This window comes from Conexibacter sp. JCM 18997 (assembly GCF_055391915.1).
Genome location: NZ_AP043885.1, coordinates 2233957 through 2258780 on the forward strand (window position 1 = coordinate 2233957; position 24824 = coordinate 2258780).

The 24824-nt window shown below is 73.0% G+C and carries 19 protein-coding genes; 5 read left to right on the forward strand and 14 right to left on the reverse strand.

Annotated features, from left to right (window positions below):
- Positions 1-28: 28 nt before the first annotated feature.
- Entirely contained in the window at positions 29-2902 is a 2874-nt protein-coding gene (locus ACZ5UI_RS11455; RefSeq protein WP_464197312.1) for a hypothetical protein, read from the reverse strand.
- Between the two features lie 77 nt (positions 2903-2979).
- Here ACZ5UI_RS11455 and ACZ5UI_RS11460 point away from each other — a divergent pair, with 77 nt between their 5' ends.
- Positions 2980-4044 (forward strand): HtaA domain-containing protein, encoded by a 1065-nt coding sequence (locus tag ACZ5UI_RS11460; RefSeq protein WP_464197313.1) that lies wholly within the window; start codon positions 2980-2982, stop codon positions 4042-4044.
- A 40-nt stretch (positions 4045-4084) separates the two neighbouring features.
- Here the strand turns inward: ACZ5UI_RS11460 and ACZ5UI_RS11465 are convergent, their stop codons facing one another.
- From ACZ5UI_RS11465 to tsaE, 10 genes are all read right to left on the reverse strand, one after another.
- Complete coding sequence (locus tag ACZ5UI_RS11465) at positions 4085-6106, reverse strand: sodium-translocating pyrophosphatase (RefSeq protein WP_464197314.1); 2022 nt, start codon at positions 6104-6106, stop codon at positions 4085-4087.
- Positions 6107-6227: 121 nt separating this feature from the next.
- Positions 6228-6635, reverse strand: a complete 408-nt coding sequence (locus ACZ5UI_RS11470; protein ID WP_464197315.1) for a hypothetical protein — start codon at positions 6633-6635, stop codon at positions 6228-6230.
- 34 nt (positions 6636-6669) lie between these two features.
- A complete protein-coding gene (locus ACZ5UI_RS11475) occupies positions 6670-8898 on the reverse strand; it encodes a hypothetical protein (protein WP_464197316.1) in 2229 nt (742 codons plus the stop codon).
- A 52-nt stretch (positions 8899-8950) separates the two neighbouring features.
- Positions 8951-10069 carry a carboxylate-amine ligase gene (locus ACZ5UI_RS11480; RefSeq protein ID WP_464197317.1) on the reverse strand — a complete coding sequence of 373 codons (1119 nt, stop codon included), beginning with the start codon at positions 10067-10069 and terminating at the stop codon, positions 8951-8953.
- 11 nt (positions 10070-10080) lie between these two features.
- Complete coding sequence (locus ACZ5UI_RS11485) at positions 10081-10722, reverse strand: redox-sensing transcriptional repressor Rex (protein WP_464197318.1); 642 nt, start codon at positions 10720-10722, stop codon at positions 10081-10083.
- On the reverse strand, positions 10719-10970 hold the full coding sequence (locus ACZ5UI_RS11490) for a glutaredoxin family protein (protein ID WP_464197319.1): 252 nt from the start codon (positions 10968-10970) through the stop codon (positions 10719-10721). Before ACZ5UI_RS11490 ends, ACZ5UI_RS11485 begins: the two co-directional genes overlap by 4 nt.
- Positions 10967-11956 (reverse strand): tRNA (adenosine(37)-N6)-threonylcarbamoyltransferase complex transferase subunit TsaD, encoded by a 990-nt coding sequence (tsaD, locus tag ACZ5UI_RS11495; RefSeq protein ID WP_464197320.1) that lies wholly within the window; start codon positions 11954-11956, stop codon positions 10967-10969. The genes ACZ5UI_RS11490 and tsaD overlap by 4 nt, the downstream gene beginning before the upstream one ends.
- A gap of 4 nt (positions 11957-11960) precedes the next feature.
- A complete protein-coding gene (rimI, locus tag ACZ5UI_RS11500) occupies positions 11961-12458 on the reverse strand; it encodes a ribosomal protein S18-alanine N-acetyltransferase (RefSeq protein ID WP_464197321.1) in 498 nt (165 codons plus the stop codon).
- A 5-nt stretch (positions 12459-12463) separates the two neighbouring features.
- Positions 12464-13144, reverse strand: coding sequence for a tRNA (adenosine(37)-N6)-threonylcarbamoyltransferase complex dimerization subunit type 1 TsaB (gene tsaB, locus ACZ5UI_RS11505; RefSeq protein WP_464197322.1), 681 nt, complete (start codon positions 13142-13144; stop codon positions 12464-12466).
- Positions 13137-13574 (reverse strand): tRNA (adenosine(37)-N6)-threonylcarbamoyltransferase complex ATPase subunit type 1 TsaE, encoded by a 438-nt coding sequence (gene tsaE / locus ACZ5UI_RS11510; RefSeq protein WP_464197323.1) that lies wholly within the window; start codon positions 13572-13574, stop codon positions 13137-13139. The genes tsaB and tsaE overlap by 8 nt, the downstream gene beginning before the upstream one ends.
- A 74-nt stretch (positions 13575-13648) precedes the next feature.
- On the opposite strand from tsaE, the gene ACZ5UI_RS11515 reads away from it, so the two are divergent.
- Positions 13649-13945 (forward strand): hypothetical protein, encoded by a 297-nt coding sequence (locus tag ACZ5UI_RS11515; RefSeq protein WP_464197324.1) that lies wholly within the window; start codon positions 13649-13651, stop codon positions 13943-13945.
- Between the two features lie 161 nt (positions 13946-14106).
- A complete protein-coding gene (locus ACZ5UI_RS11520; protein ID WP_464197325.1) occupies positions 14107-16494 on the forward strand; it encodes a glycosyltransferase in 2388 nt (795 codons plus the stop codon).
- Here ACZ5UI_RS11520 and ACZ5UI_RS11525 read toward each other — a convergent pair.
- On the reverse strand, positions 16416-20642 hold the full coding sequence (locus ACZ5UI_RS11525; protein WP_464197326.1) for an alpha-(1->3)-arabinofuranosyltransferase domain-containing protein: 4227 nt from the start codon (positions 20640-20642) through the stop codon (positions 16416-16418). The genes ACZ5UI_RS11520 and ACZ5UI_RS11525 overlap by 79 nt on opposite strands.
- Before the next feature lie 27 nt (positions 20643-20669).
- On the opposite strand from ACZ5UI_RS11525, the gene ACZ5UI_RS11530 reads away from it, so the two are divergent.
- Both ACZ5UI_RS11530 and ACZ5UI_RS11535 read left to right on the forward strand, forming a co-directional pair.
- Positions 20670-21425, forward strand: coding sequence for a class I SAM-dependent methyltransferase (locus ACZ5UI_RS11530; RefSeq protein ID WP_464197327.1), 756 nt, complete (start codon positions 20670-20672; stop codon positions 21423-21425).
- Positions 21392-22906 (forward strand): O-antigen ligase family protein, encoded by a 1515-nt coding sequence (locus ACZ5UI_RS11535; RefSeq protein WP_464197328.1) that lies wholly within the window; start codon positions 21392-21394, stop codon positions 22904-22906. Before ACZ5UI_RS11530 ends, ACZ5UI_RS11535 begins: the two co-directional genes overlap by 34 nt.
- Here the strand turns inward: ACZ5UI_RS11535 and ACZ5UI_RS11540 are convergent.
- Complete coding sequence (locus tag ACZ5UI_RS11540) at positions 22818-24089, reverse strand: glycosyltransferase family 39 protein (protein ID WP_464197329.1); 1272 nt, start codon at positions 24087-24089, stop codon at positions 22818-22820. The genes ACZ5UI_RS11535 and ACZ5UI_RS11540 overlap by 89 nt on opposite strands.
- Positions 24086-24820: a DUF559 domain-containing protein gene (locus tag ACZ5UI_RS11545; RefSeq protein WP_464197330.1), complete on the reverse strand. Its 735-nt coding sequence runs from the start codon at positions 24818-24820 to the stop codon at positions 24086-24088. Before ACZ5UI_RS11545 ends, ACZ5UI_RS11540 begins: the two co-directional genes overlap by 4 nt.
- Positions 24821-24824 lie beyond the last annotated feature (4 nt).

Here is a 24824-nt window from a genome sequence, read left to right on the forward strand (position 1 = left end):
CTCGAGATCCTGCCCGATTCCCTGTCGATCAGGACTTCTTCGTGCTCTTCTTCTTCGTCTTCTTCTCGACCGTGATCGTCTTGACGACCTTCTTGCTCGCCTTGCCGGTCACGCTGGAGACGGCCTTGATCGAGACCTGGTACTTGCCCGCGCCGCCGACCGGCAGCTTGGCCGTGACCGCGCCGGCGTCGGCCTTCACGCGGACGACCTTGACGACCTTCCACTTGCCGCCGACCTTCTTGCGCAGCACGAACGTCACCGTCGAGCGCTCGGACACGTCGAGCGAGACCTTGCCGCTCTTGGCCACCTTGGTGTCAGACACCGTCGGGTTGGCCGCGGGGGTCGTCGTGGTCGACGCGCCCGGCGTCGTGCCGCCCTGACCGGTCGACGGAGCGTCCGTCGGCGGGCCCTGGGCCTGCGGCGCCTGGCTGGCCGGAGGCGTCGGCACGACCGTGCCGAACGAGACCGGGATCGCCGTGGTCTGGTCGATGTCGGTCAGCCCGTGGGCGCGCATCGTCTGCACGTAGCACTGGACGACCGTGCAGTTGACGACGTTGCCGTCGCCGTCGGTGTAGGTCGGCACCACGGCCAGCGACGTGCTGAACGTGCCCGTCGAGGACAGGTTGCCGCCGCCCACGTGCAGCCACTGGGCCGAGTAGAACGCGTTCGGGTTGGTGTTCCCGGCCGCGGGCCCGTAGACCAGGTAGATGCCCGGCTCGCTGGGCGAGAAGCCCAGGCCGCTGACGCCGACGGTCGTCGGACCCTCGGTGCTCAGACCCGTGGTCTGCGACACGAAGACCGAGCGGGTCGGCGGCGGGCCGGGATCGGCCGCGAACTCGATCGCCACCGAGTCGATGATGTTGGCCGCCGACGGGTTCCCGTGCGCCGGCCAGGAGGCGATGAAGCACTGCGTGTTGGCCGCGGTGCAGTCGACCGCGGTCGCGCCCGAGCCCCAGCCCTTCACCACATCGACCGAGGTGGCGAACGAACCGTCGTCCTCGAGCTTGGCCTGACCAGCGCTGCCCGCGGTCGGGGTCCGGCGGACCCACTTGGCGTTGGCGTTGTTGGCCGAGTACGTCGTGCCGTCCACGATCGCGATCTGCGCCGCGTACAGGCCGGTGCCCGACGGCGTGCCCGTCGCGAGCGGGATGCTCGTGCCGGTGACCGCGACCGCCTGGCCGTTGCGATCGAGGTTCGTCGTCGGCGTCGCCGAGATGTCAGCGTCACCGGCGAAGTGGATCTCGACCGAGTCGATGATGTTGGCCGCCGACGGGTTGCCGTGCGCCGGCCACGAGGCGATGAAGCACTGCGTGTTGGCCGCCCGGCAATCCACGGCGCTCGCGCCGGAGCCCCAGCCCTTGACCACATCGACCGACGTGGCGAACGAACCGTCGTCCTCCAGCTTGGCCTGACCAGCGCTGCCCGCGGTCGGGGTCCGGCGGACCCACTTGGCGTTGGCGTTGTTGGCCGAGTACGTCGTCCCGTCCACGATCGCGATCTGCGCCGCGTACAGGCCGGTGCTCGGCGGCGTGCCCGTGGTCAGCGGGATGTTGGACCCCGTGACCGCGACCGCCTCTCCGAGCGGGTTGAGGTCCGTCGTCGGCGTCGCGGTGATGGCGGCGTCGCCGGCGAAGTCGATGGCCACCGAGTCGATGATGTTGGCCGCCGACGGGTTCCCGTGGGCCGGCCACGACGCGATGAAGCAGTCGGTGTTGGCCGCGGTGCAGTCGACCGCGGTCGCCCCCGAGCCCCAGCCCTTGACCACATCGACCGACGTGGCGAACGAACCGTCGTCCTCCAGCTTGGCCTGACCAGCGCTACCGGCCGTCGGCGTGCGACGCACCCACTTCGCGTTGGCGTTGTTGGCCGAGTACGTCGTCCCGTCCACGATCGCGATCTGCGCCGCGTACAGCCCCGTGCTCGCAGGCGTGCCCGTGGTCAGCGGGATGTTGGCGCCCGTGACGGCGACGGACTGACCCAGCGGGTTCAGCCCCGAGGTCGGCGTCGCGGTGATGTCGGCCGCCGGAGCGAAGTCGATGGCCACCGAGTCGATGACGTTGGCCGCGGACGGGTTGCCGTGCGCGGGCCATGAGGCGATGAAGCAGTCGGTGTTGGCCGCCGAGCAGTTGACCGCCGAGGCGCCCGAGCCCCAGCCGTTGACCACCGTGACGGACGTCGAGAAGGAGCCGTCGTCCTCGAGCTTGGCCTGCGCCGCGCTGCCCGCCGTCGGGTTGCGCCGCACGAACTTCGCGTTGGCGTTGTTGGCCACGTAGGTGGTGCCGTCCACGATCGCGATCTGCGCCGCGTACAGCCCCGTGCTCGGCGGCGTGCCCGTGGTCAGCGAGAGGTTCGTCCCCGTCACCGCCACGGCGTCGCCCGCCGGGTTCAGGTTCGTGGTCGGGGTCGCCGAGATGTCGGCGAACTCGATGGCCACCGAGTCGATCAGGTTGGCCGCCGACGGGTTCCCGTGCGCGGGCCACGACGCGATGAAGCACTGCGTGTCGGCCGCCATGCAGTCCACCGCCGAGGCGCCCGAGCCCCAGCCCTTGACCACGGCCACCGAGGTCGAGAAGGAGCCGTCGTCCTCCAGCTTGGCCTGCGCCGCGCTGCCCGCCGTCGGGTTGCGCCGCACGAACTTCGCGTTCGCGTTGTTGGCCACGTAGGTGATGCCACCCACGATCGCGATCTGCGCCGCGTACAGCCCCGTGCTCGGCGGCGTGCCCGTGGTCAACGGGATGTCCGACCCCGTCACCGCGATGGTCGCCCCAGCGGGGTTGAGGTTCGTCGTGGGCGACGCCGTGATCGATGGGTCGGCCGCGCTGGCGCCCGAAGCCATCGTGGCCAGCGCGATGGCGGCCAGGGTGAACGCCGTGACCAGGCGGCGCGTGAGAAATCCGTTCATGCGTTCCTTCTCGTGAGTCCAGGACCTTAGGTAGCCCTAAGAGCGGACCAAAGTATCACGTTAGGCTTCCCTTACTCATGGCATCTCGGTTCTTCCTCATCACGGCGGCGATCGCCGGCGCACTGGTGCTCCCCACCGCCGCCTCGGCCGACAGCGGCACCCTCACCCTGAGCTTCGACAGCTCCCTGCTGCGCTCGCGCATCGCGGTCACGCCGACGGCCCCGGCGACCCGCGTGGGCAGCGGCCTGGCGCTCCCCGTCGAGGTGGTCGACGGCCAGACGGTGCGCCTGACCGGCGGCCTGACCCTGCGCTCCGGCCGGCGCAGCGTGCGCCTCACGCAGGCGCAGGTCACCACGACCGGCACCTGGGGCGTGCGCGTGCGGGCCAGCAGCGGCGGCACGCAGACGCTCTTCTCGATCGTGCCCGGCAGCTCGGCGCCCTCGGTGTCCGCCACGGGCGCGCGCGTCAGCAACGCGACGCTGAAGCTGACCAGCGACGGCGCGCGCACCCTCAACCGGGCGCTGAAGCCCAAGCGTGCGCTGAAGGCGGCGACCATCGGCACCGTCACGCTCGACGCCCAGCACGTCGCCTCGACGGCGCGACCGATCACCGGCGGCACGGTCACCTGGGGCTACAGCAGCGCGCTGCGCAACGTCTTCCAGAGCTCGTTCACCCCGCTGATGACCGGCGGGGTGACCCAGGGCGCCGACGGGCTGTTCGTCCTGCCCGTGACCGGCGGCAGCTGGGACCCGGCGACCCGCACGGGCACGATCACCACCGGCGGGTCCTTCCGCATCGGCTACCAGATCGCCCCCACCGACGCGACGGCGCACGGCATCTGGGTGCGCCTGGCCAACACGCGCTTCGAGCTCAACGGCGACGGCGGCGCGATCGCCTCGACGTCGGACTCCGGCTATCACGAGACGCCGCCGGTGCCCGTCGCGCTGCGCACGGTGGCCACGCTGGCTCCCGGAGCGCCGCTGGCCGGCGCCGACGGCTCGCTCAGCTGGCCCGCGATCGCCGGGACCATCGCTCCCGGCGGCGAGGAGCTGGTGCAGTACTTCAAGGACTCTCCCGGCCGGCCGTCGCTGGGCGACGTGCGCGCGATCGACCCCGTGTCGATCAGCGTTCAGCTGGGTTGAGCCGAGCGGGGGCGGCCTCGGGCCGCCCCCACCCCATCGCTCAGGTGATCAGCGGGATGATCAGGATGGCCACGATGTTGGCGACCTTGATCATCGGGTTGATGGCCGGTCCGGCCGTGTCCTTGAACGGGTCGCCGACGGTGTCGCCGGTGACCGAGGCCGCGTGGGCCTCGGAGCCCTTGCCGCCGTAGGCCCCGTCCTCGATCAGCTTCTTCGCGTTGTCCCACGCACCGCCGCCGGCGGTCATCAGGACGGCGAAGAAGAAGCCCACCACGATCACGCCGATCAGCAGGCCGCCCAGCGCCTGGACGCTGATCAGGCCGACCACGACCGTGAACACGATCGGGATCAGCGCCGGGATGATCATCTCCTTCTGCGCGGCCGCGGTCACGAGCGCCACCGAGCGCTCGTAGTCGGGCTGCTCGGTGCCGTCCATGATCCCCGGCTTCTCGCGGAACTGGCGGCGCACCTCCTCGACGACGGCGCCGGCGGCGCGGCCGACGGCCTCCATCGACATCGAGGCGAACAGCGACACCATCATGCCGCCGATCAGCAGGCCGATCAGCACCGGCGGGTCGTCGATGCCGAACGTCGTGACGTCGCCCGACTCGATGAACAGCTCCTCGCGGAACGCCGCGAACAGCACGATCGCCGCCAGCACGGCCGAGCCGATCGCGTAGCCCTTGGTGACCGCCTTCGTCGTGTTGCCGACCGCGTCCAGCGGGTCGGTGACGGCGCGCACCTCTTCGGGCAGATCGGCCATCTCGGCGATGCCGCCGGCGTTGTCGGTGATCGGGCCGAAGGCGTCCAGCGCGACGATCAGGCCGGTCAGCGACAGCTGACCCATGACCGCGATGCCGACGCCGTAGACGCCGGCCAGCTCCCACGAGCCCCAGATGCCGAACACGAGCACCAGCGCGGGCAGCGCCGTGGCCTGCAGGCCCGAGGACAGGCCCTGGATGATGTTCGTGGCGTGGCCGGTCTGCGAGGCGGCGGCGGTCTTCTTGACCGGGCCGAAGCGCGTGGACGTGTAGTAGTCGGTGATGACGAACAGCGCGGCGGTCACGGCGATGCCGATCAGCGCGCACAGGTACAGGTCGCCGACGCTGTAGCGGACGATGTCGTCCATCAGCCACTTGGTGACCGGGTAGAACGCGATCGCGGAGATCACGCCGGAGACGATCAGGCCCTGGTAGAGCGCCCGTTCCACGTTCTGGCCCTTGACCGCGAACGTGCCGATGATCGAGCCGACGATCGCCACGGCGCCGAGGATCAGCGGGTACATCGCCACGTTGGTGGCCAGCACCTCGGGGAACTGCAGGACGCCCAGCAGCATCACGGCGACCGCGGTGACCGCGTAGGTCTCGAACAGGTCGGCGGCCATGCCGGCGCAGTCGCCGACGTTGTCGCCCACGTTGTCGGCGATCACGGCCGGGTTGCGCGGGTCGTCCTCGGGGATGCCCGCCTCGACCTTGCCCACCAGGTCGGCGCCGACGTCGGCCGCCTTGGTGAAGATGCCGCCGCCCAGTCGGGCGAACACGGAGATCAGCGACCCGCCGAACCCGAGCCCGATCAACGCGTCGACCGCCTCCTTGGGCGTGTCGTCGAAGATCCAGGTCAGCACGCCGTAGTAGCCGGCCACGCCGAACAGCGCGAGGCCGACGACGAGCATGCCGGTGATCGCGCCGCCGCGGAAGGCCACGTCCAGCGCCTTGGCCACGCCTCCGCGGGCCGCCTCGGCCACGCGGCAGTTGGCCCGCACCGACACGTTCATGCCGATGAAGCCGGCCGCCCCCGACAGGATGCCGCCGATGGCGAAGCCGACCGCCACGGAGAAGTCCTGGATGAAGATCAGCGCGATGAACAGCACGACGCCGACCGCCGCGATGATCTGGTACTGGCGGGTCAGATAGGCCTTCGCGCCCGCCTGCACCGCCTTGGAGATGAACTGCATGCGCTCGTTGCCCGGCGACAGCGCGAGCAGCTGCTGCGCGGTCACGAGGCCGTACACGACCGCGAGGCCCGCGCAGACGAGCGCGACCACCACCCCGTGGTCCGTCAAGAAATTACTCAACGATCCTCCTCGGAATACATCGATTCGCGTGGGGCGCGAGCAACTCTCTCTCCTCGCACGACCCCCGATAGAAGCGCGCGGAGTCTAACCCGGGAGTCGGCGGGGATGCCTACTGGCCAGGCACCCAGAGGCGGCCCGACGACTGCGCCGGACCGGTGTCGCCGGGCTTGGGCTCCGGCGGCGTCTGCGGGCCGCCGGGCGTGGCGATGCCGCCACCGGCGCCCTGCGCGTAGACCATCTGCAGCTGGCTGACGGCGTCACGGACGCGATCGGCGTCGGGGCCGAGCTCGGCCTCCACCAGCGGGAGCAGCGCGCGAACGGCCTCGATCGCCTGACGCACCTGCTCGAGGTCGCGTTCGTCCTCGGTCCCGGGCGCCAGGCCGGCCTTGCGGCCGGCCAGGTTCACCAGGGATACGACGGTCTGCACGATCACGTCGTCGACGCGAACCCGCTTGAGCTCGGCCTCGTAGGCGGCGCGGAGCTCCTCTTCCGTCGGTGGGCGTTCCTGGTCGGCCATGCGGTCGAGGGTACCGACCCTGCGCCCGGGATCGTCAGGACACGGTGACCGAGTATGCGCGGCCGCTGGGGCCCTCGACTCCGACGACGTAGTCGCCGCCCTCGCGCAGGCGGACCGACGCGGGGTCGCCCGGGCGCGCCTGAGCGGTGCGCTGCGTGCCGCGCTCCGCGTCCCGGATGACCACCTTCACCGGCTCGTCGGCGCGCACCACGAGGGTGGCGTCGTCGTCCAGCGGCGCGACCTGGTGGGCGTCGACGCCGCTGTCGGTGATGGCGGTGACCGGGGCCGCGCCGTCGGTCAGCGTGGCCTCCTGGTCGGGGCCGAACACGTCGGTCAGGCGGGTCAGGCCCGCGCCCTCCACGGTGCGGACGATGCTGGAGGCCGAACGCGACGCGTCGGCCGGCAGGGCCACGACCGTGCCGCGGGCGCGCTCGACCGCCGCGATGACCGAGTCGGGCACGCCGCCGCCGAAGCGCACGAGCGAGACCGACGCGCCGCTGTCGGCGAGGGCGTCGATGCGGTCGACCAGCTGGCCGACATCGCCCAGGCGGTAGGTGACGAGCACGACGCCGCGCTGACCGCTCGGTGCGTCGTCGTTGGCCAGCAGCGCCGTGGCGCTGGCCAGCGCGTCCGCCGCGGCCGTCCCCGCATCACGCGGCTGGCGCGTGATCTTCGGGTCGGTCGGCTCCGTGTCGCCCTTCGGGGCATCCTGCTGGGGGATGGTCAGGTCGGCGCCCTCGTCGGACAGGTCGGGCGTCTCGTGCTGGCCCTCCTCAGGGATCTGGTCGGCCGGCGTCGCCGTCGTGTCCGGCGCGTCCGGGCGGGTGACGAACGTCGGGTCGTCGCCCGCGTCGCGGCCGCCCGCGGACGTGACCGCCGGATCGTCGGCGCCGTCACCGCGCTGGGCCGGGTCGATGCGAGCGTCGTCGGGCGCCACGAACGGGTCGGGGTCCTGGTCGCCCGACGAGCTGTCGAACGTCAGCACGGAGACGCGGTCGGTGTCCGACAGCTGGCCGAGCAGGGTGCGCCCGACCGCTTCGGCGTCGCCACCGGCCGCTGCCGCCTTGGCGCCCGAGCGCGGCTGGCCGGCCGTGTCGATGACCTCGACGAGGTTGCGGGTGTCGCACACCTTCGCGGTGTCCATGGTCAGGACGCAGGCCATCTTGCTGCCCTTGGCCACGCCGTAGCGCCCGACCAGCTCGGCGCGCAGGACGGACCACTGGCGCCGGGCCTCGAGGACCGCGTCGCTGACCGCGCGCTGCACGTTGGAGACGCCGCCGACGGTGATCTTGCCGCGCATCGTCTGCGGGTCGGTGACCGTCCCGGTCGCGGTGTTGATCAGCGCCTTGTCCTTGTTGATGCCCATCGTGCCGCCGTCGTCGTTGTGGCGGACGCGGTTGATGCAGGAGCTGACCAGCGGCAGGTCGGGGAAGACGAAGCAGCCGCCGCTGAAGTCCGCCGGGACCTCGTTGTCGGCGGGGAGGCTGGCGCGGCGCAGGTCGAGGAACGGCGCGGGGTCGTCCAGGCCCAGGCCGGGCGCGTTGCCGATGCCCAGCGCCTTGCCCGGGTCGGCCTTGTCGGCCCAGTTCGTGTGCGAGTAGAAGTCCTCGGCCATGTGCAGGACGTAGCCCCACGGCTCGAGCACGTTGCACTTGCCGCGTCCGAGCAGCGCCTTGGCGCCGTTGAACGTGCACGACCCGACGTCGTCGACGTCGACGTTGCCCTTGGAGTCCAGCAGCTTGTTGGCCAGCGCGAGGGCGCCCCAGTTCGGCGTGGCCTGCGGCAGGTCGGCCCAGTTGATGGCGCTCGCGCCGGGCGTGCTCATCCCGTCGTAGAGCATCGCCCGACCCCAGTTCAGGCACTCGCGCAGCGCGTTCATGGCCTTGGCCCGCGACTGCTTGTAGGCCTTCCCGCCGTTGCTGGCGGGCTGCAGGTAGTCGGCGTCGTCGCAGTGCCAGAAGGCCTCGTCGCCGGTGATCGGCGCGAGGATTCCGCCGGTGCGGTGCAGGAGGAAGTTGTCGGCCGCGCCGACGGCACCCCAGGTGCCCTTCACGCCCGCGACGTTGTTCAGGGACGTGGGCTGGAAGCAGGCCGGGGCCTGCTGGCCGTCGGCGCACTGCAGCGCCAGGCGCGTGACACGCTCGTGCTCGGAGCGCTGGCCGGCGCCGTTGATGCTGCCGAAGGCGAAGGCGGATGCCGGGGTGAGGGCGAAGGCGGCGCTGAGCGCGGCCGCGGCGGCGAGGAACGACGTGCGAGGAGACATCGCACTGGTAGATCGGCCGCCGGCCGACGGTCTTTAGTGAGACAACGAGGTTTCAGGAACGCACGGGCTCGGCGTACGTCGCGGTCGTCTCGGCGACCAGCTGCGCGTACACCTCGTCCATGGCGATGCCGGCGTCGATCTGGCGGCGCTGGCGCTGGGCGCCGTTCAGCTCCGGGAAGGCGACGTCGGCGCCGGCCCAGGCGATCAGGCGCTCGACCGCGGCGCGCGCGGGCTCGACCACGCCCAGGTCCAGGTCGATCAGCTCGCCGTCCATCCCGTGGCGGATGGCCCGCCACATGTTCTCCTCGATCAGCCGCGGGGCGGGATCGGCGAACGGACGGCCCTCGTCGTGGTCGCGCGCGGCGGCGCCCACCGCGGCGACGATCAGCCCGGCCAGCGCGTCGGACTCCGCCGCCGTCGGCTGCGCGTCGCAGATGCGCACCTCGACCGTGCCGTACGTCAGGTGCGGGCGGACCGACCACCACACCTGCGTGTACTCGACGATCGACTGCGTGGCGATCAGCAGCTCCAGATACTCCCGGAAGGCCGCCCACGAGCCGAACGCGTCGGGGACGCCGCAGCGCGGGAACGACTTGGTGAAGGTCTGCGTGCGCGCCGAGTGCAGACCCGCGTCGGTGCCGTCGACGTAGGGCGACGACGCGCTCAGGGCCAGCAGCGTGGGCAGCACCGGCCGCAGGCGGTCGCACACGGCGATCGCCCGGTCCAGGCCGTTGACGCCCACGTGCACGTGCAGCGAGAACGTGTTGTTGCGGCGCGCCACGTAGCGCAGCGAGTCGGCCACCCGGCGGTAGTGCTCGGTGTCGATGAACTCCTGGCGGCGGTAGTCGGCCCACGGGTGCGTGCCGGTCGCGCCCAACGCGAGGCCGTGCGCGGCGGCGTGGGCGAACAGCCGCCGACGGGCCCCGCGCTGGCGGGCCAGCGCGTCGGCCAGGTCCTCCCCGCGCCCGGAGACGATCTCGATCTCCGAGCGGATCAGCTCGCCGGTGATGTGCTCGGCCAGCTCCGGGGGCGCGCTGTCGCGCAGCTCCTCGAAGCGCGGCACCATGTCCAGCGAGGTCGGATCGAGGAGCGCGAACTCCTCCTCCAGGCCGACGGTGCCGTCGGTTGAGGCAGCGAAGACGTGCTGCGCCTGGTCGAGATCGATGGGCACGGGACGGGGCGCTAGGTGAGGTAGAAGTACAGCGCGTACAGCAGGTCCACGGCCGGGCTGGAGGTGTGGACCGTGACCTCCGGCGGCACCTGCAGCAGCGCCTCGGAGTAGTTGAAGATGATCTTCACGCCGGCCTCGACGAGCGCGTCGGCCAGCGGCTGGGCCGCCGAACCGGGCACCGCCAGCACGCCGACGACGATGTCGTCCTCCTCGACCGCGGAGCGCAGCTCCTCGATCGCCCGCACCGTGGTGTTCCCGACCTTCTCGCCCACCTTGGACGGGTCGTTGTCGAAGATGGCCACGACCCGGAAGCCGTGGTCGGCGAAGATGTGGCTGGAGGCGATGGCCCGGCCCAGATGGCCGGCCCCGAACAGCGCGATGTTGTGCTGGCCGGCGGTGCGCAGGATCTTGCGGATCTGCGAGACGAGCGAGTCGACGTTGTAGCCGACCCCGCGCTTGCCGAACTTCCCGAAGCCCGACAGGTCGCGGCGGATCTGCGTGGAGTTGACGTGCGTCCACTCCGACAGCTCCTGCGAGGAGATCGTCTCCTTGCCCTCCTTCTTGGCCTGCGTCAGCACCTGCAGGTAGCGGGCCAGTCGGGCAGCGACGCCCAGGGACAGTCGCTCGGGTTGGGTCATGACGTCCGGGGTCACGGGTGCGCTGACGATAGCGCCGCGACCAGCGCCTCCTCGTCCACGAACAGCTCCGAGTGTTCAGTCCCATCGACGCAGATCACGGGGATGCGCTCGAGCATGGCGGCAAACAGCGCGTCGTCGCTCTCGATGTCGACCTCCACGAGCTCCAGCGGGGCTCTGTGGGCGGCGCGTTGCACGATCACGCGGGCGTCGTCGCACAGGTGGCAGCCGGGCCGGCCGTAGAGCGTCACGACCGGCGTGCTCACAGGGAGCGTTCCCCGCTGGCGTACGCGTCCAGGCCCAGGTAGTCGGCGGGCGCCAGCGCGGTCACGTAGCGCGCGGCGCTGGCGATCATCGCCGCGTTGTCGGTGCACAGCGCGTGCGGCGGGATGTGCACGGCGATGCCCTCCAGGCCGCCCAGTCGCTCGCGCAGCGGCCCGTTGGCGGCCACGCCGCCGCCGATGGCCAGGCGGGTCAGGCCGGTCTGGGCCAGCGCCTGCTCGGTGCGGCGGGCCAGCTGCTCGACGATCGCCGCCTGGTAGGAGGCGGCCAGGTCGGCGTCGGACAGCGCGTTGGCGCCCGCCTCGCGGTCGCGCAGCGCGTACAGCAGCGAGGTCTTCACGCCGGCGAAGCTGAAGTCCAGCCCGGCGACGTTGTCGGCGGTGGGGAAGCGATGGGCGGCCGGGTCGCCGGTGGCCGCGAGCTTCTGCAGCGCCGGGCCGCCCGGATAGCCCAGGCCGAGCATCCGCGCGCCCTTGTCGAACGCCTCGCCGGCCGCGTCGTCGAGCGTCGAGCCGAGCACGGTGAACCCGTGGCGCTCGGTCACGTGGGCCAGCAGCGTGTGGCCGCCGGAGGCGATCAGGCAGACGAACGGCGGCTCGAACGGCTCGGGCCCCAGGAAGTTCGCCGCGACGTGGCCCTGCAGGTGATCGACGGCGGCCAGCGGCAGGCCGCGGGCGGCGGCGATCGCCTTGGCCTCCGAGAGGCCGATCAGCAGGGCGCCGACCAGGCCCGGGCCCTGGGTCACGCCGATCAGCTCGACATCGGCGAGGCCGATCTGCGCCTGGGCCAGCGCGTCCTCGACGGCCACGTCGACCAGCTCGAGATGGTGGCGGGCGGCGATCTCGGGCACGACGCCGCCGTAGCGGTCGTGGATCCCCTGGGAGGAGATCACGTTGGCCCGGATGGTCCCGTCGCGATCGATCACCGCGGCGCAGGTGTCGTCGCAGCTGGTCTCGATGGCCAGGATCACGCGGTCACCGCGGTGGCCGCGCGTTGGGCACGTCGTCCAGCCGCCCGTCGAGCGTGCTCGGGGTGCGCCACATGATCAGGGCGTCCTCCCCGTTGTCCTGGTAGTAGCGCCGGCGCATCCCGGCGGCCAGGAACCCGAAGCGCTCGTACAGGTCGATCGCGCCCTGGTTGGACTCGCGCACCTCGAGCGTGATGCGCCCCGCGTCGCCCCCGACGCGGTGCACGAGCTCGGTCAGCAGCGCCGTGGCCAGCCCCTCGCGGCGGTGGTCGGGGTCGACGGCGATGTTCATCAGGTGCCACACGACGTCGTAGCGCGAGCAGATGCAGTAGGCCACGATCCGCTCGTCGCGTACGGCGGCCAGGCACACGCCGCCGGGCTTGGACAGCTCCAGGACGAACATGGCCAGCGACCACGGCGTCGGGAACGCGCGCCGCTCGATCGAGATGACCTGCGGGAGGTCGGCGTAGGTGAGTCGGCGGATCTGGATCGCGGTCGTGGCCATGGCGCTCATGAACCCGGCCTCGCGCGCAGCGAGATCTCGGCGTCGGGCAGGCGGAGGTAGTCGGGCAGAACCGCGGTCCGCGCGACCGGATCGGCGTCCGCGCCGAGCTGGGCGAGCACGATCGCGCTCACTCGGTGCAGCGGCGATTGGTCCGCTGGTATCGACATTCCGGCCCGCTCCAGGATGGAACGAAAGCGTACCGCGCCGTCGCCCACCGCCAGCCAGCCGGCCGGATCGAGCTCGCCCACGCGATCGGGCGCCAGCGCCTGCGGCGCCGCCAGCTCGCGGGCGCCGTCCCAGGCGGCCAGGAACACCTCGCCGCGGCGGGCGTCGAGCACGGGCGCGACCGGACCGGATCCGGTGGCCGCGCTGGCCAGCACGCGCAGCGTGGAGACGCCGACCAGCTCGGCCTCGGCGGCCAGGGCCAGCGCCCGCGCGGTGGCCAGGCCGATGCGCAGCCCGGTGAACGAGCCCGGGCCGGTGCCCACGACGACGCGGCTGACGTCGGCGAAGTCGGCGCCGACCGAGGTCAGCGCCTGTCGGGCCAGCGGCAGGAGCTGCTGGGCGTGGCGCGGACGCTGTCCGGGCTCGGGGTCGTCGCGCAGCTCGATCGGCGCGCCGGCGTGGAGCAGGCCCACGGCGGTGGCGCTGGTGGCGGTGTCGAGCGCCAGCACCAGGTCAGCCACGGCGCACCTCCAGCCGCCGCCGGTCGGCGCCCTCGTGGCGCAACGCGACGCGCAGCGCGATCGGTCCGAGCTGGTCGGCGGCCGCCTCGGGCCACTCGATGAAGACGATCCGGTCGTCGGCCAGCTCGTCGCTGAGCAGCGACGGGTCCTCGTCGGCCAGGCCGGCGGGACCGAGCCGGTAGAGGTCCAGGTGCGAGACCGGCACGCGGCCGTCGTCGTAGCGGTTGACGATCGTGAAGGTCGGGCTGGTCACGCGCCCCGCATGGCCCAGCGCGCGCATCGCGCCGCGCACGAACGTCGTCTTGCCCGCCCCGACGTCGCCGGACAGCAGCACGATCGAACCGGCGGGCAGGTCGCGCACGAGATCGCCCGCGATCGCCTCGGTCGCCGCGGGGCTGTCGGTCTCGAAGACCTCAGGGACGGCGGACATGGGCGACGCGCAGGCGCAGCCCGACCCCGGCGGCCAGCAGGCCGACGCCGAGCAGCGCGACGACGGGTGCGTCCATGCCGGTGCGCGGCAGCTCACCGGTCGAGGCGGTCGCCGACGCGGTCGAGGAGCTCGTCGTGGGCGCGGCGGTGCTCGTGCTGCCGGTGCTGCTGGTGCTGCTGGTGCTGCTGCCCAGATCCGGGTCCTGGGTCAGCTCGGGGGCGGAGCTGCCGCTGTCCTGGGCCGCCGTGCCGGTCGAGCCGGAGTCGCTGCCCGATCCGCTGTTGGAGCCGCTGTTGGAACCGGTGTTCGACCCGCTGTCCGAACCGCTGCTGCTGCCGGAGTCCGAGCCCGCGAACGGGTCCTGGTACTGATCGTCGCCGGCGCCGCCCTGGGCATGGGCGACCGCGGGCGTACCGGCGATCAGGGCACAGGCGAGCAGGGGAAGCAGGCGACGAGGAACGCGCATCGATGGGCACCTTAGCCAAGGCGCCCGACGCATGCCGTGGGAGCGCGGCGATACCCTCGCCCCGCCTTGAGTTCGACCCGCAAGCTCCACATCCTGCTGCTCACCGACCGCGACTGGACGCATCCCCAGGGCGGCGGGACCGGCACCAACCTCTACGGCCAGGTCGCGCGCTGGATCGCCTGGGGACACACGGTCACGGTGATCGCCGGCAGCTACGACGGCGCCGCGAAGGTCGAGGAGCTCGGGCCCAACCTGACCATCCACCGGATGGGCTCGCGCCTGACCGTGTTCCCGCGGGCCGCCCGCGCCGTGCGCAAGGGCGTGGGCGCCGACGCCGACGTCGTGCTCGAGGTCATCAACGGCATCGCCTTCCTGACGCCGCTGTGGTGGTTCCTGCGGATTCCCCGGGTGGCGCTCGTCCATCACGTGCACCAGGAGCACTACGTGGCCGAGCTCGGTCGTCGCGGCCGGCTGGCGGCGATCCTGCTCGAGTACATCCCGCTGCGCTTCCTGTATCGCGGCACCGAGATCCTGACCATCTCCCAGGCCGCGCGGACCGACCTGATCGAGCAGCTGAAGATCGATCCCGAGCTGATCCACGTCGCGTACCTGGGCGTCGAGCCGTCCCAGTTCCACGAGGGCCAGCGCTCGGAGACGCCGACGCTGCTGTACCTCGGCCGCCTGAAGCAGTACAAGCGCGTCGAGACGACGCTCGACGTGCTCGAGGGCGTCCCCGGGGCCCGCCTGGAGATCGCCGGCAGCGGCGACTGGCGGCCGAACATCGAGGCCGAGATCGACCGCCGCGGCCTCCACGACCGCGTCTCGCTGCTGGGCTTCGTGCCCGAGGAGGAGAAGGCCGACCTGTACGGGCGCGCCTGGCTGAACCTGACCGCGTCCTCGGCCGAGGGCTGGTGCCTGACCGTGATGGAGGCGGCCGCCTGCGGCACGCCCTCGGCGGCGATGCGCGTCGGCGGCCTGGGCGAGTCGGTGGTCGACGGCGAGACCGGCGTGCTGGCCGACACGCCCGCGGAGCTCGTCGAGAAGGTGCGCGCGGTGGTCGAGGACCCGGCCCGCCGTGACGAGCTCGGCGCCGCCGCCGAGGCCCGCGCCCGCGGCTTCACCTGGGAGAACACCGCCCAGGCCAACCTCGACGTGCTGGAGAAGGTGTCGCAGACGCAGCGCCTGTCGCTGCGCAGCGCGGTGCGTCGCTCGGAGGGCTTCAAGGCCGGCGGCCTGGCCGCGGCCACGCTGCTGTCCAACGGCATCCAGCTCGTCTTCACGATCGTCTTCACCCGCCTGCTCGGCGCCGACGGGTACGGCTCGCTGGCCGCGCTCGTCTCGACCTTCCTGATCCTCATGGTCGGCGGTCAGGCGATCCAGGTGGCCGCCGCCCGCGAGACCGCCCTGCACCATCTGGGCGACGGCGCCAAGCTGGCCGCGACGCTCAACGGCTGGACGCGGCAGCTGCTCTACGCGCTGGTCGTGGTCGTCGGGCTGAGCCTCGCGCTGCAGGACCCGCTGGCCCACCTGGTCGGCGTCCCCGAGCACCCGCTGGCCGCCGCGGCGATCCTGCCCACCGGCGTGCTGTGGCTGCTGCTCTCGCTTCAGCGCGGTGCGCTGCAGGGCATGCACGCCTACCGGCCCGTCGGCCTGTCGCTCGTGCTCGAGGCGATGGGCCGCCTGGTCTGCGGCCTGGTGCTCGTGGCCGCGGGCGCCGAGGTGACCGGCGCGTTCCTGGGCACGCCGCTGGCCTTCGCGCTGACCGCGATCTGGCTGTTCTACGAGATCCATCACCGCCTGGGCGGGGCCAACGGGGCCAAGACGGCGCGCACGCTGCGCTCGCTGCTGGCCGGCGCGTGGGCGCCGATCGGCGGCCTGGCCCTGCTGGCGCTGCTGCAGAACGTCGACGTGATCGTCGTCAAGCATCAGATCGGCGGCGACACCGCCGGCTCCTACGCCGCGGCCGCGGTGGCCGCCAAGGCGGTGGTCTGGGTGGCGATCGGCATCGCCCTGCACCTGCTGCCGGAGGCCACCCGTCGAGCGGCGGCGGGGCTCGATCCCCTGCCGGTCCTGAAGCAGTCCTTCGCCGTGCTGGCGGTGATCGCGACGCCCGCGCTGGCCATCTTCGCGTTGTTCCCCGAGCAGCTGATGCGCATCGCCTTCGGCCCCGATCTGACGCAGGCCGCCGACGCGCTCCCCGTGCTCGGCCTGGCCATGACGCTGCTCGCGGTGGCCTACCTGACCGTCCAGTACATGCTGGCGCTGGGCCGCACGAGCTTCCTGTGGGTGCTCGGCGTCGTCGCGGTGCTGGAGCCGATCGTGCTGAGCATGTCCAGCTACGACGTCGTCCAGTACGCCGCGATCGTGCTCGGGCTTCAGGTGCTGGCCGCGGGCGGCGTGCTCGTGCTCGGCCTGCGGGCCCGCTCGGCCTTCACGCCCGCCACCGCCCGGTAGAGCGCCAGCAGCAGCAGCACGATCGCCGCGACCGCGACCCAGTGCGCGGCGATGCGGTCCATCGGCGCGCTGGTCGAGTAGCCGCCGCGATCCCGGATCGGCACGGCCAGGTAGAGGATCGGGACGACGATGGCCAGCAGGCCGCCGGCGGCCAGGGCCAGGCGCTTGGCGTCGATCCCCCGCCACAGGACGAAGGCGACCAGCGGGCCGATCACCACCCCGGCGCGCAGGGCGAACACGAAGCCCCCGGCCAGCGCGGCGGCCACGCCCCAGGCCAGCGCCCACCGCAACGCCACGCGCGCGGTCGGCGGCTCGGGCAGCAGCGGCGAGGGCTCGTCCTCCGGCGCCCTGCGTCGGACCAGCGCCACCACGGCGAAGGCGAGCAGCGCCAGCGCGGCGACCCCCGAGATCAGCGCCGACCACAGCACCGGCTTGTTGCCCGCGAACGTGATGTCCACCACCTGGCAGCCGGGCTGGACCGGGAAGGCCACCGCGAAGCCGTCCATCGGGACCGGCTCACCGAGGGACGCGCCGTCGCACGTCGCGCGCCAGCCGGTCGTGAAGCTCTCCCCCAGGATCACCCAGCCGGGCCTGGTCACGTCGAGGCGGATGTCGGTGCGGGTGCCGCGCCCGGGCGTGCCGGTCGAGGTGACGGTGCCCGCCGAGGCGACCGGCGGCGGGGCCTGCGCGGGCGCGCCGTCCAGCTGCAGCAGGTCGGCGCGCAGCGGGCCGCTACCGGGCACCGACAGGCGCTGCTGGCCGGCGCGCAGGTCCAGCTCCGAGCAGGCCCGAGCGCGCAGCGGGCGCCCGGCGTCGAAGGCGCGCACGGTGCCGGTCGTGCGCAGCTGGGTCTCGGCGTCGCCGGCGCTGACGGGCAGCGTGCAGCCGCCGTCGAAGGCGCCGGTGCGGCGCGGCGCGGCGGTCGGGATCCCCGGGCCGGTGATCTCGGCGATGCCGACCGCGTCGCGACCCTGAGCGGTGGTGCTGGCGGCCCGCGGGAAGGCCGCGCTGAGCACGTCCAGGCGGAACCGGGTGCCCTGCACGGCCTGCGGGAGCACGACCGTCCCGTCGCTGCCCACCGGGAGCGCCGGGCCGGCGGTGCCGTCGACAACGAGGCGCACGCGGGTCGGGTGGCGCACCACCTGCACCGGGGCGACGACGTCGAACGTGCGCACGGTGGTCGGCTCGGGCGTCGTCCAGGAGACCCACGCGGTCGGTCCGGCGCTGGCGCCCCAGCCGCCGATCCAGGCGGTCGCCCCGCTGGCGTCGAACGCGCTGGACGCGCGGCGGCCGGGCCGGCCCTCGTAGCGCGAGGACGAGTCGAAGCGACCGAGGATCTCGCCGCCGACGAGCGCGTCGAGCTCGTGGTCGGGCGCATCGGGCGCGACGCTCGTCCACGCCCGCACCTGCCAGGAGCGCGCGACCGGCGGGTCGAGGATCCGCTCCAGGCCGGTCTCGGCGTCGCCCTCGTCGCCGGCGTAGCCCGCCTGCCAGGGCCCGTGGATCGTGTCCTGGTGGTAGGCGTCGCTGCCGCGGGTGCGCTCGAACAGGTAGGTCAGCGGCGTGCGATCCAGATCGGCGCCGCGCAGGGCGCTCTCGACCACCGTGGGCGGGCGCAGCGCCTCGGTCACCCGCACGCCGGGGATCGACAGCTCGCGGATGCCGCCGGCACCGCCGTCCTGACCGGGCGGCGGGTCGGTCACGTCGACCATGTCGACGCGCACCTCGTCGACGTCGTGCAGGTCCACCGGGAGGCGGTTGACGCCCTCGTGGACCTTGAAGCGCCTCCCGTTGACCGCGACCTCCTTGACGAACCCGCGCTCGTCGCCGTACGGGGTCAGGTCCAGGTACGGGATGTCCATCCGCCGCTGGAGGCCGACGTCCAGGTACCAGCGGTCGGCGGTCAGCGTGCGGTCGGCCAGCCAGGCCGTGTCGGGGTCGCCGTCCATCGCCGCGAACGGCCGGTGCTCGGGGAACTGCGGCACCTGGGGCGAGAACGGGGCGCGCAGGAAGCGCACGCCGCCCAGCTGGGCCACGGTCTGGACGTCGGTCGAGCGCAGCGGCCAGGGGTTCAGCTGGTGGCCGTCCTCGGAGATCGGGTCGTCGGGGCTCAGCGTCGCGCCGAGGTTGGCGCGCAGCTGCGAGGGCACGAAGACGCGGCGGCGGTTGGAGTCGCTGATCACCACCGGCCCCCCGGCGGCGGCGAAGTCGCGGATCTCCTGAGGCGTCAGGTCGGCGGCATAGCGCAGCGCCTCGTCCTGGGGCAGTGGCCCGAACGCGGCCCAGTCGAGGATGCCGCCTGCGGCGCCGTCGACGATCGCGGCCCGGTCGCGCGGGGCGAGGCGGACCATCGGGCGCGTGTCGAGGTCCGTGCGCCGCACCTGGGGCAGCGCCAGCGCGGGCGCGAGGTCGCCGTTCTGGGCGCGGCGCAGCGTCCGCGGGCCGTAGGTCTGATCGGGCCGGCCCAGCCCGGCCAGGCGCAGCTGGCGCGCCGCCGCGTTGGGATCGAGCGCGCCGGAGCGGTCGCGGTCGTCGTCGGTCGCCGTGACCACGCTGCCCACCGACTGCAGGTCCAGCAGGCGCGCGAGCTGGCCGCCGATCACCCGCTGCTGGCTGATCAGCGCGTCGGTCGACCACTGCAGGTCGACCGAGCGCAGGTCGGCGAACGGCACCACCTGACGCACGGCCACGGGCTTGTCGGACAGCGTCGGCAGGATCGGGTCGACCGTGCCGCCCCAGGTGTAGTAGCTGAACAGCTGGCCGGGGAGCACCATCGCGCGGTGGTCGTCGCCCAGCGTGCGGTCCAGGTCGGCGGCCACGTCGGTCCAGGCCGACGGGATCCGCTTCCAGGTCAGCTGGTCGTCGACGCCGACGCCGCGGAAGAACGGCCAGGCGCTGAGCACGATCACCACCGCGGCGCCGGCCAGCACCAGCGGGCGCAGGTTGGGCCGCCGCGTGGCCAGCCAGCCCCAGGCCGCGCCGGCCGCCATGCCGCCCAGCACGGCCAGCCCGAGCGCAGGCAGCGGCCCGGCCTTGTAGGTCGTGCGCAGGGTCTGCAGCGAGACCAGGTGGTTGTAGGCGAAGGTGACGCCCTTGCGCAGCGGCGTCCCCTCGGGGAACCCGGCCATCATGATCAGCACCCCGAGCAGCACGAGGCCGAGGAAGAACGGGGCGTAGCGCCACCGGCGCGTCCAGGCGAAGCCGCCCAGCGCCAGCGCGGGCAGCAGCAGCGAGCCGATCATCGCCGGCGCCCAGAACAGGAACGTGCCCGCGTTGTCGGTGTAGGGGTGCAGCTCGCTGCCGAAGCCGACGCCTGCGTAGGACAGCCAGAAGCCCATCAGGCGCAGCGACTCGCTGGCGCTGGTCGAGCCCCAGATCGTGCCCGGCTGCTCGGTGTAGGGCAGGAACGGCAGGCCCCACTTGGACTGGACGGCCAGCGGCACGACCCACCACAGCGAGGTGATCGCGCCCAGCAGCGCCGTGCGCCACGCGAACGTCCAGGCGGCGCGCCACGGGACGAAGCGCAGCGCGGGCTCGTACAACAGCAGCGCCAAGGGGGCCACCAGCGCCCACGCGGTGACGGCCGCGTTGATGCCGCCGCCGCTGGAGGTGACGATCAGCGCGAACAGCGCGGGCCACAGCCAGCCGCGCTCCCGCAGGCCCCGGTGCACGATCAGCATCAGCCAGGGCAGCGCGGCGTAGGCCAGCAACGTCACCGAGACGCGATCGGCGTAGGTGATGACGTACGGGTTCAGCGTGTAGGCGCAGGCCGCGACCACGTGCGCGACGCCGCGCCGGCGGCCCAGCAGCGCGTCGAGCAGCTTGACCACGCCCCACGCGGCCAGGAACAGCAGCGTGCCCAGCCACAGGCGGTCGACGACCCAGGCCGACAGCCCGATCTCGCGCAGCAGCGCGAAGAACGGCCCCATCGGCCACAGGTAGCCGCCGTACTGCCCGCTCTGCACGTGGCCGAGCGAGATGTCCGTCGTCCACGGCGCGGCGGCGTCGGCCAGGAAGCCGGCCGGGTCCACGTGCAGGTCGATCTTCGTGTCGGAGACCGCCCAACCCGGCCGCTGCAAGAGGGCGAGCAGGTAGCAACCCGCGGCCAGCGCGGGGATGAGCAGGCGATCGCGACGGCGCACGTCCACGGCGGCGGCAGGCTACTGTGCCCCGCCGTGGACACCCCCACTCAGCGACCGGAACCGCCCGTCGAGCATGGCCTCGCGCGGGTCCGCCAGCTGTGGACGCTGTTCAAGAACGAGCAGACCGATCCGGAGCCGTTCTACACCGTGCTGGCTCGCGAGGCGGTGGCCGACCTGGACCGCCGCTACGGCCCGCTGGCCGGCCAGACGGTGATCGACCTGGGCAGCGGCCCGGGCATCTACACGCGGGCCTTCCGCAAGGCCGGCGCGACCTGCATCCCGGTCGACAACTCGCTGGACGAGCTGCAGATCGTCGATGGCCAGGCGCCCGAGGGCCACGTGCTGGCCGACGCCGCGGACCTGCCCTTCGCCGACGGCTCGGTCGACGGGGTGTTCGCCTCCAACCTGCTCGAGCACGCGCCCGACACCGCGGGGATCATCCGGGAGATCGAGCGCGTCCTGAAGCCCGGCGGCTGGGGCTACATCTCCTGGACGAACTGGTACTCGCCCTGGGGCGGGCACGACATGTCGCCCTACCACCTCCTCGGTCCCGAGCGCGGACCGAAGCTGTACGAGAAGCGCCACGGGCCGCCCCGCAAGAACACCTACGGCGAGGGCCTGTTCGCCGTGCACATCGGGCCGACGCTGCAGCTGGTGCGTGATCGCCCGGGCCTGACGATCGACTCCATCGAGCCGCGCTACTGGCCCAAGCTGCGCTTCATCGTCTCGATCCCCGGACTGCGCGAGGTCGCCACGTGGAACTGCGTGATCCGCGTCCGCCGGCGCTAGCCCGGGCCACCGCCGTCGTCGCGGCCGCCGCGCGCATCGCGCTGCTGGCCGGCCCGACCGCGCTCGCGTTCTTCAAGGCGGGCTACTACGAGGACGTCCGCCTGGTCGCCGGCATCGTCGTGTGGGCGCTGGTGCTCGTGCTGGCGCTGGTCACCGACGGCGCCGTGCTCCCGCGGACGCTGGCCGTGCGGCTGGCCATCGGCGGGCTGATCGCCTTCACGCTGTGGGCCCTGATCTCCAAGTCGTGGGCGCCGCTGGCCGGTCCGGCGGGCGACGACGTGCAGCGCGACGCGCTCTACCTGGGCGCGCTGGTGGCCGGCGCGGTGGCCTGGCGGCCGCGCTCGTGGGCCTCGGCGGTCGAGGTCGCGCTGGCGCTCGGCGTGCTGGTGGTGATCGGCTACGGCGTGCTCGGCCGCACGCTGCCGGGCCTGATCGACCTGAAGCCGTCGTTCTACGCCGGCGGCCGCCTGGACCAGCCGCTGACCTACTGGAACGCGATGGGCGCGCTGGCCGCCATCGGGATCGTGCTCTGCGCGCGCATCGCCGGCGACCGCCTGCGCCCCGACGGCCTGCGCGCGATCGCCGCGGCCGCGGCGCTCCCGATGGCCCTGGCGCTGTACCTGACCTACTCCCGCGGCGCGCTCTCGGCCGTGGCCTGCGGGCTGCTCGTGCTCGTGCTGCTGGCCCCGACGTTCGGGCAGCTGCGGGCGATCGTCTTCGTGGTCGGTGGCGGCGGGCTGGTCAGCATCGTCGCGTCGGTGCTCGACGGGGTCGCCTCGCTGAAGGGCTCGCTGGGCCACCGCGAGGCGCAGGGCGCGCTGATGCTGTCGGTGCTCGTCGCGGCGATGATCGCGGTGGCGGCGATCCAGGCCTACGCGTGTCGGGCCGAGCGCGAGGAACGCGTGCGGGGCGGGACGATCGGGTGGCCGTCCTGGGTACGGCCGCTGGGCTTCCTGGTGGCGATCGCCGTGGCGCTGCTGCCCTACGCGCTGGCCGTGGTCAGCGAGCGCGGCGAGGAGAACCCCCAGTTCGGGGCCAGCGCCGAGCGCCTGACCTCGACGGGCTCCAACCGCTACGCCTACTGGCGCGTGGCCTTCCGCACCTGGGCCGACCACCCGCTGCAGGGCGCGGGAGCCGCGTCGTTCCGGGTCGAGTGGCTGCGCGAGCGGCCGTTCCGCGAGTCGGTGCGCGACGCGCACTCGCTCTACTTCGAGACGCTGGCCGAGCTCGGGCTGGTCGGGTTCGTGCTGCTCTGCGCGCTGCTGGCCGGCGTGCTGCTGGCCGCGCGCAAGGTGCTGGGCGCCGACCCGGCGCTGGCCGCGGGTCCGGCCGCGGGGCTCGTCGTGTGGGCCGTGCACGCCGGCGTCGACTGGGACTGGGAGATGCCGGCGCTCACGCTGGTGGCGGTGACGCTGGCGGGGATGCTGCTCGCCCAGTGCGAGCGCGTGTCAGCACCCATTCCCCAGCCGCCAGCAGCGTGACCGCGGCCAGGACCACCAGCGCGGGCTCCGCGCCGTAGCGGAAGCGCGTCCCGCCGTAGGTGAAGATGCCCACCAGCAGGACCATCACGATCGGCGCGCCGAGCACGACCAGCCCGAAGCTGCGCCGGCGCCAGAGCAGGACGATGCCGATCAGGGCCAGCGCGCCGACGATCCAGTAGGCCCGGATGGCCCGTGAGGCCCACTCGGCCGGGCGTCCCTCGGAGCTGTTGAAGAACACCGACTGATCGAAGCGCCACACGTCCAGCAGCCGACCCAGGCGGGCGGCCACGACGGCGGGCCAGCGATCCGTGTGGTGCAGCGCGTACTCGATGCCGATGTGGCGCTGGCGCGCGAAGTACTGCGCCTCGTCCTCCCCCGGCCGGCGCGGCGTGTAGCACTGGAAGCGCCACGCGCCGATCAGCGCGCCGTTGTAGGTCTCCTGGCAGTTGGCCCCGACGAACACGCCGTTGGAGTTCGTCGAGATCAGCACCGGGTCGTCGAAGCGGGTCAGGTTGAAGATCGTCCAGGGCGCCAGCACGAGCACGAACGCGGCCAGCGTCGCGCCCCACAGCGCCGCGCGGGAGCGCCAGGTCGGCCGGGAGGCGATCGCCACGGGGATGGCCAGCAGCACGACGAGCGCGAGCCCCTCGCCGCGGGTCAGCGCGGCCAGCGCGATCAGGGCGCCGAGCGCGGCGGCGCGCGGCCAGGTCGGGCGCTCGCGTACCCGCAGCGCCTGCAGCAGCGCGCAGACCAGGAAGAAGCCGTACAGGCCCTCGCTCATCAGCGAGCCCTCGGCGGTCCACAGCATCGGGTAGATCGCCGCCAGCGCCGCCGCGACCAGGCCCAGGCGGTCGCCGCCGATCCGTCGGCCCACCAGCCCGAGCAGCACGACCGTGCCCGTGCCGATCGCCCCGAGGATCATCCGGTGGGCCAGGTAGCCGTTGGCGCCGAGCTTGTCGACGATCCCCCACAGGACGAACAGCGCGGGCGGATGCTCGGCCGTCGGCCCGCCGGGCGGGACGTGCTCGACGAAGCCCTGCCCGTCCGCCAGCCCCTGCCCGACCAGATGGAACGTCATCGCGTCGCCCTGCACGATGAAGTCGCGGATGTCGTAGGCGTACACCCACCGGATGGCGAGCGCGCCGAGGGCGATCAGGCCGAGGAGCTTGGCGAAGCGGGTCACGCGGCACGGGAGCGTACGACGTGGATCACCCAGTCCGGGTCGTTGACCACCTGTCGCCAGGTGAAGCGCAGCACGTTCCAGCCCTGGGCCATCAGGTCGCCGGTGCGGCGCGTGTCGCGCTCCAGTCCCGTGTCCGTGTCGTGATGCTCGCGGCCGTCGAGCTCGACGACGAGCCCGGCGGCGCGCCACAGGAGGTCGACCTCGTAGCCATGCAGGCGGACGTTGACCTCGGGCTTCGGCAGCTTTGCCCGCTCGATCAGACGCAGGGCGCGGCGTTCGAGCTCGGAGCGGGTGAGGACGTCTTGGGGGCGAGTCAGGAGCAGCGCTGCCTTGAGGGTCCGCAGCCCGCGACGACCCGCCGCTGCCCTGAGCACCGAGGGCATCGTGGTGCGGCCGATCCGCCGAGCCCCCGTGGCGCGGTCGATCACCGTGACCAGCTGGGCCACCGTCAGGATCTCGGCGAGGTCAAGGAGGGCGCGCCCCACGCTGGTCACGCGGATCCCGTCGAAGATCACGACCTCGTCTGGGCGCAGGCGGCCGGAGTGCACCTCGATGCCCGCCGTTCCTCGTCGCCGCGCGCCCGGGACGGTGATCGTCGGGACGGGGCCGTCACGCCCCAGGCCCCAGAGCGCCGCGGCGGAGCGGTGCGAGAGGACCGCGGTGGGACCGCCCGCCAGCATCGCCGCAGTCCAGCGACCGTGGGCGGTGACGCCGTGCTGCCGAGCCGCCATCCAC

Excerpts from the sequence above, each read along its gene's own strand:
- ACZ5UI_RS11455 (WP_464197312.1), bottom strand. The coding sequence starts at position 2,902 with ATGAACGGATTTCTCACGCGCCGCCTGGTCACGGCGTTCACCCTGGCC.
- ACZ5UI_RS11460 (WP_464197313.1), top strand. The coding sequence starts at position 2,980 with ATGGCATCTCGGTTCTTCCTCATCACGGCGGCGATCGCCGGCGCACTG.
- ACZ5UI_RS11470 (WP_464197315.1), bottom strand. The coding sequence starts at position 6,635 with ATGGCCGACCAGGAACGCCCACCGACGGAAGAGGAGCTCCGCGCCGCC.
- ACZ5UI_RS11475 (WP_464197316.1), bottom strand. The coding sequence starts at position 8,898 with ATGTCTCCTCGCACGTCGTTCCTCGCCGCCGCGGCCGCGCTCAGCGCC.
- rimI (WP_464197321.1), bottom strand. The coding sequence starts at position 12,458 with ATGGCCACGACCGCGATCCAGATCCGCCGACTCACCTACGCCGACCTC.
- tsaE (WP_464197323.1), bottom strand. The coding sequence starts at position 13,574 with ATGTCCGCCGTCCCTGAGGTCTTCGAGACCGACAGCCCCGCGGCGACC.
- ACZ5UI_RS11515 (WP_464197324.1), top strand. The coding sequence starts at position 13,649 with ATGCCGGTGCGCGGCAGCTCACCGGTCGAGGCGGTCGCCGACGCGGTC.
- ACZ5UI_RS11545 (WP_464197330.1), bottom strand. The coding sequence starts at position 24,820 with ATGGCGGCTCGGCAGCACGGCGTCACCGCCCACGGTCGCTGGACTGCG.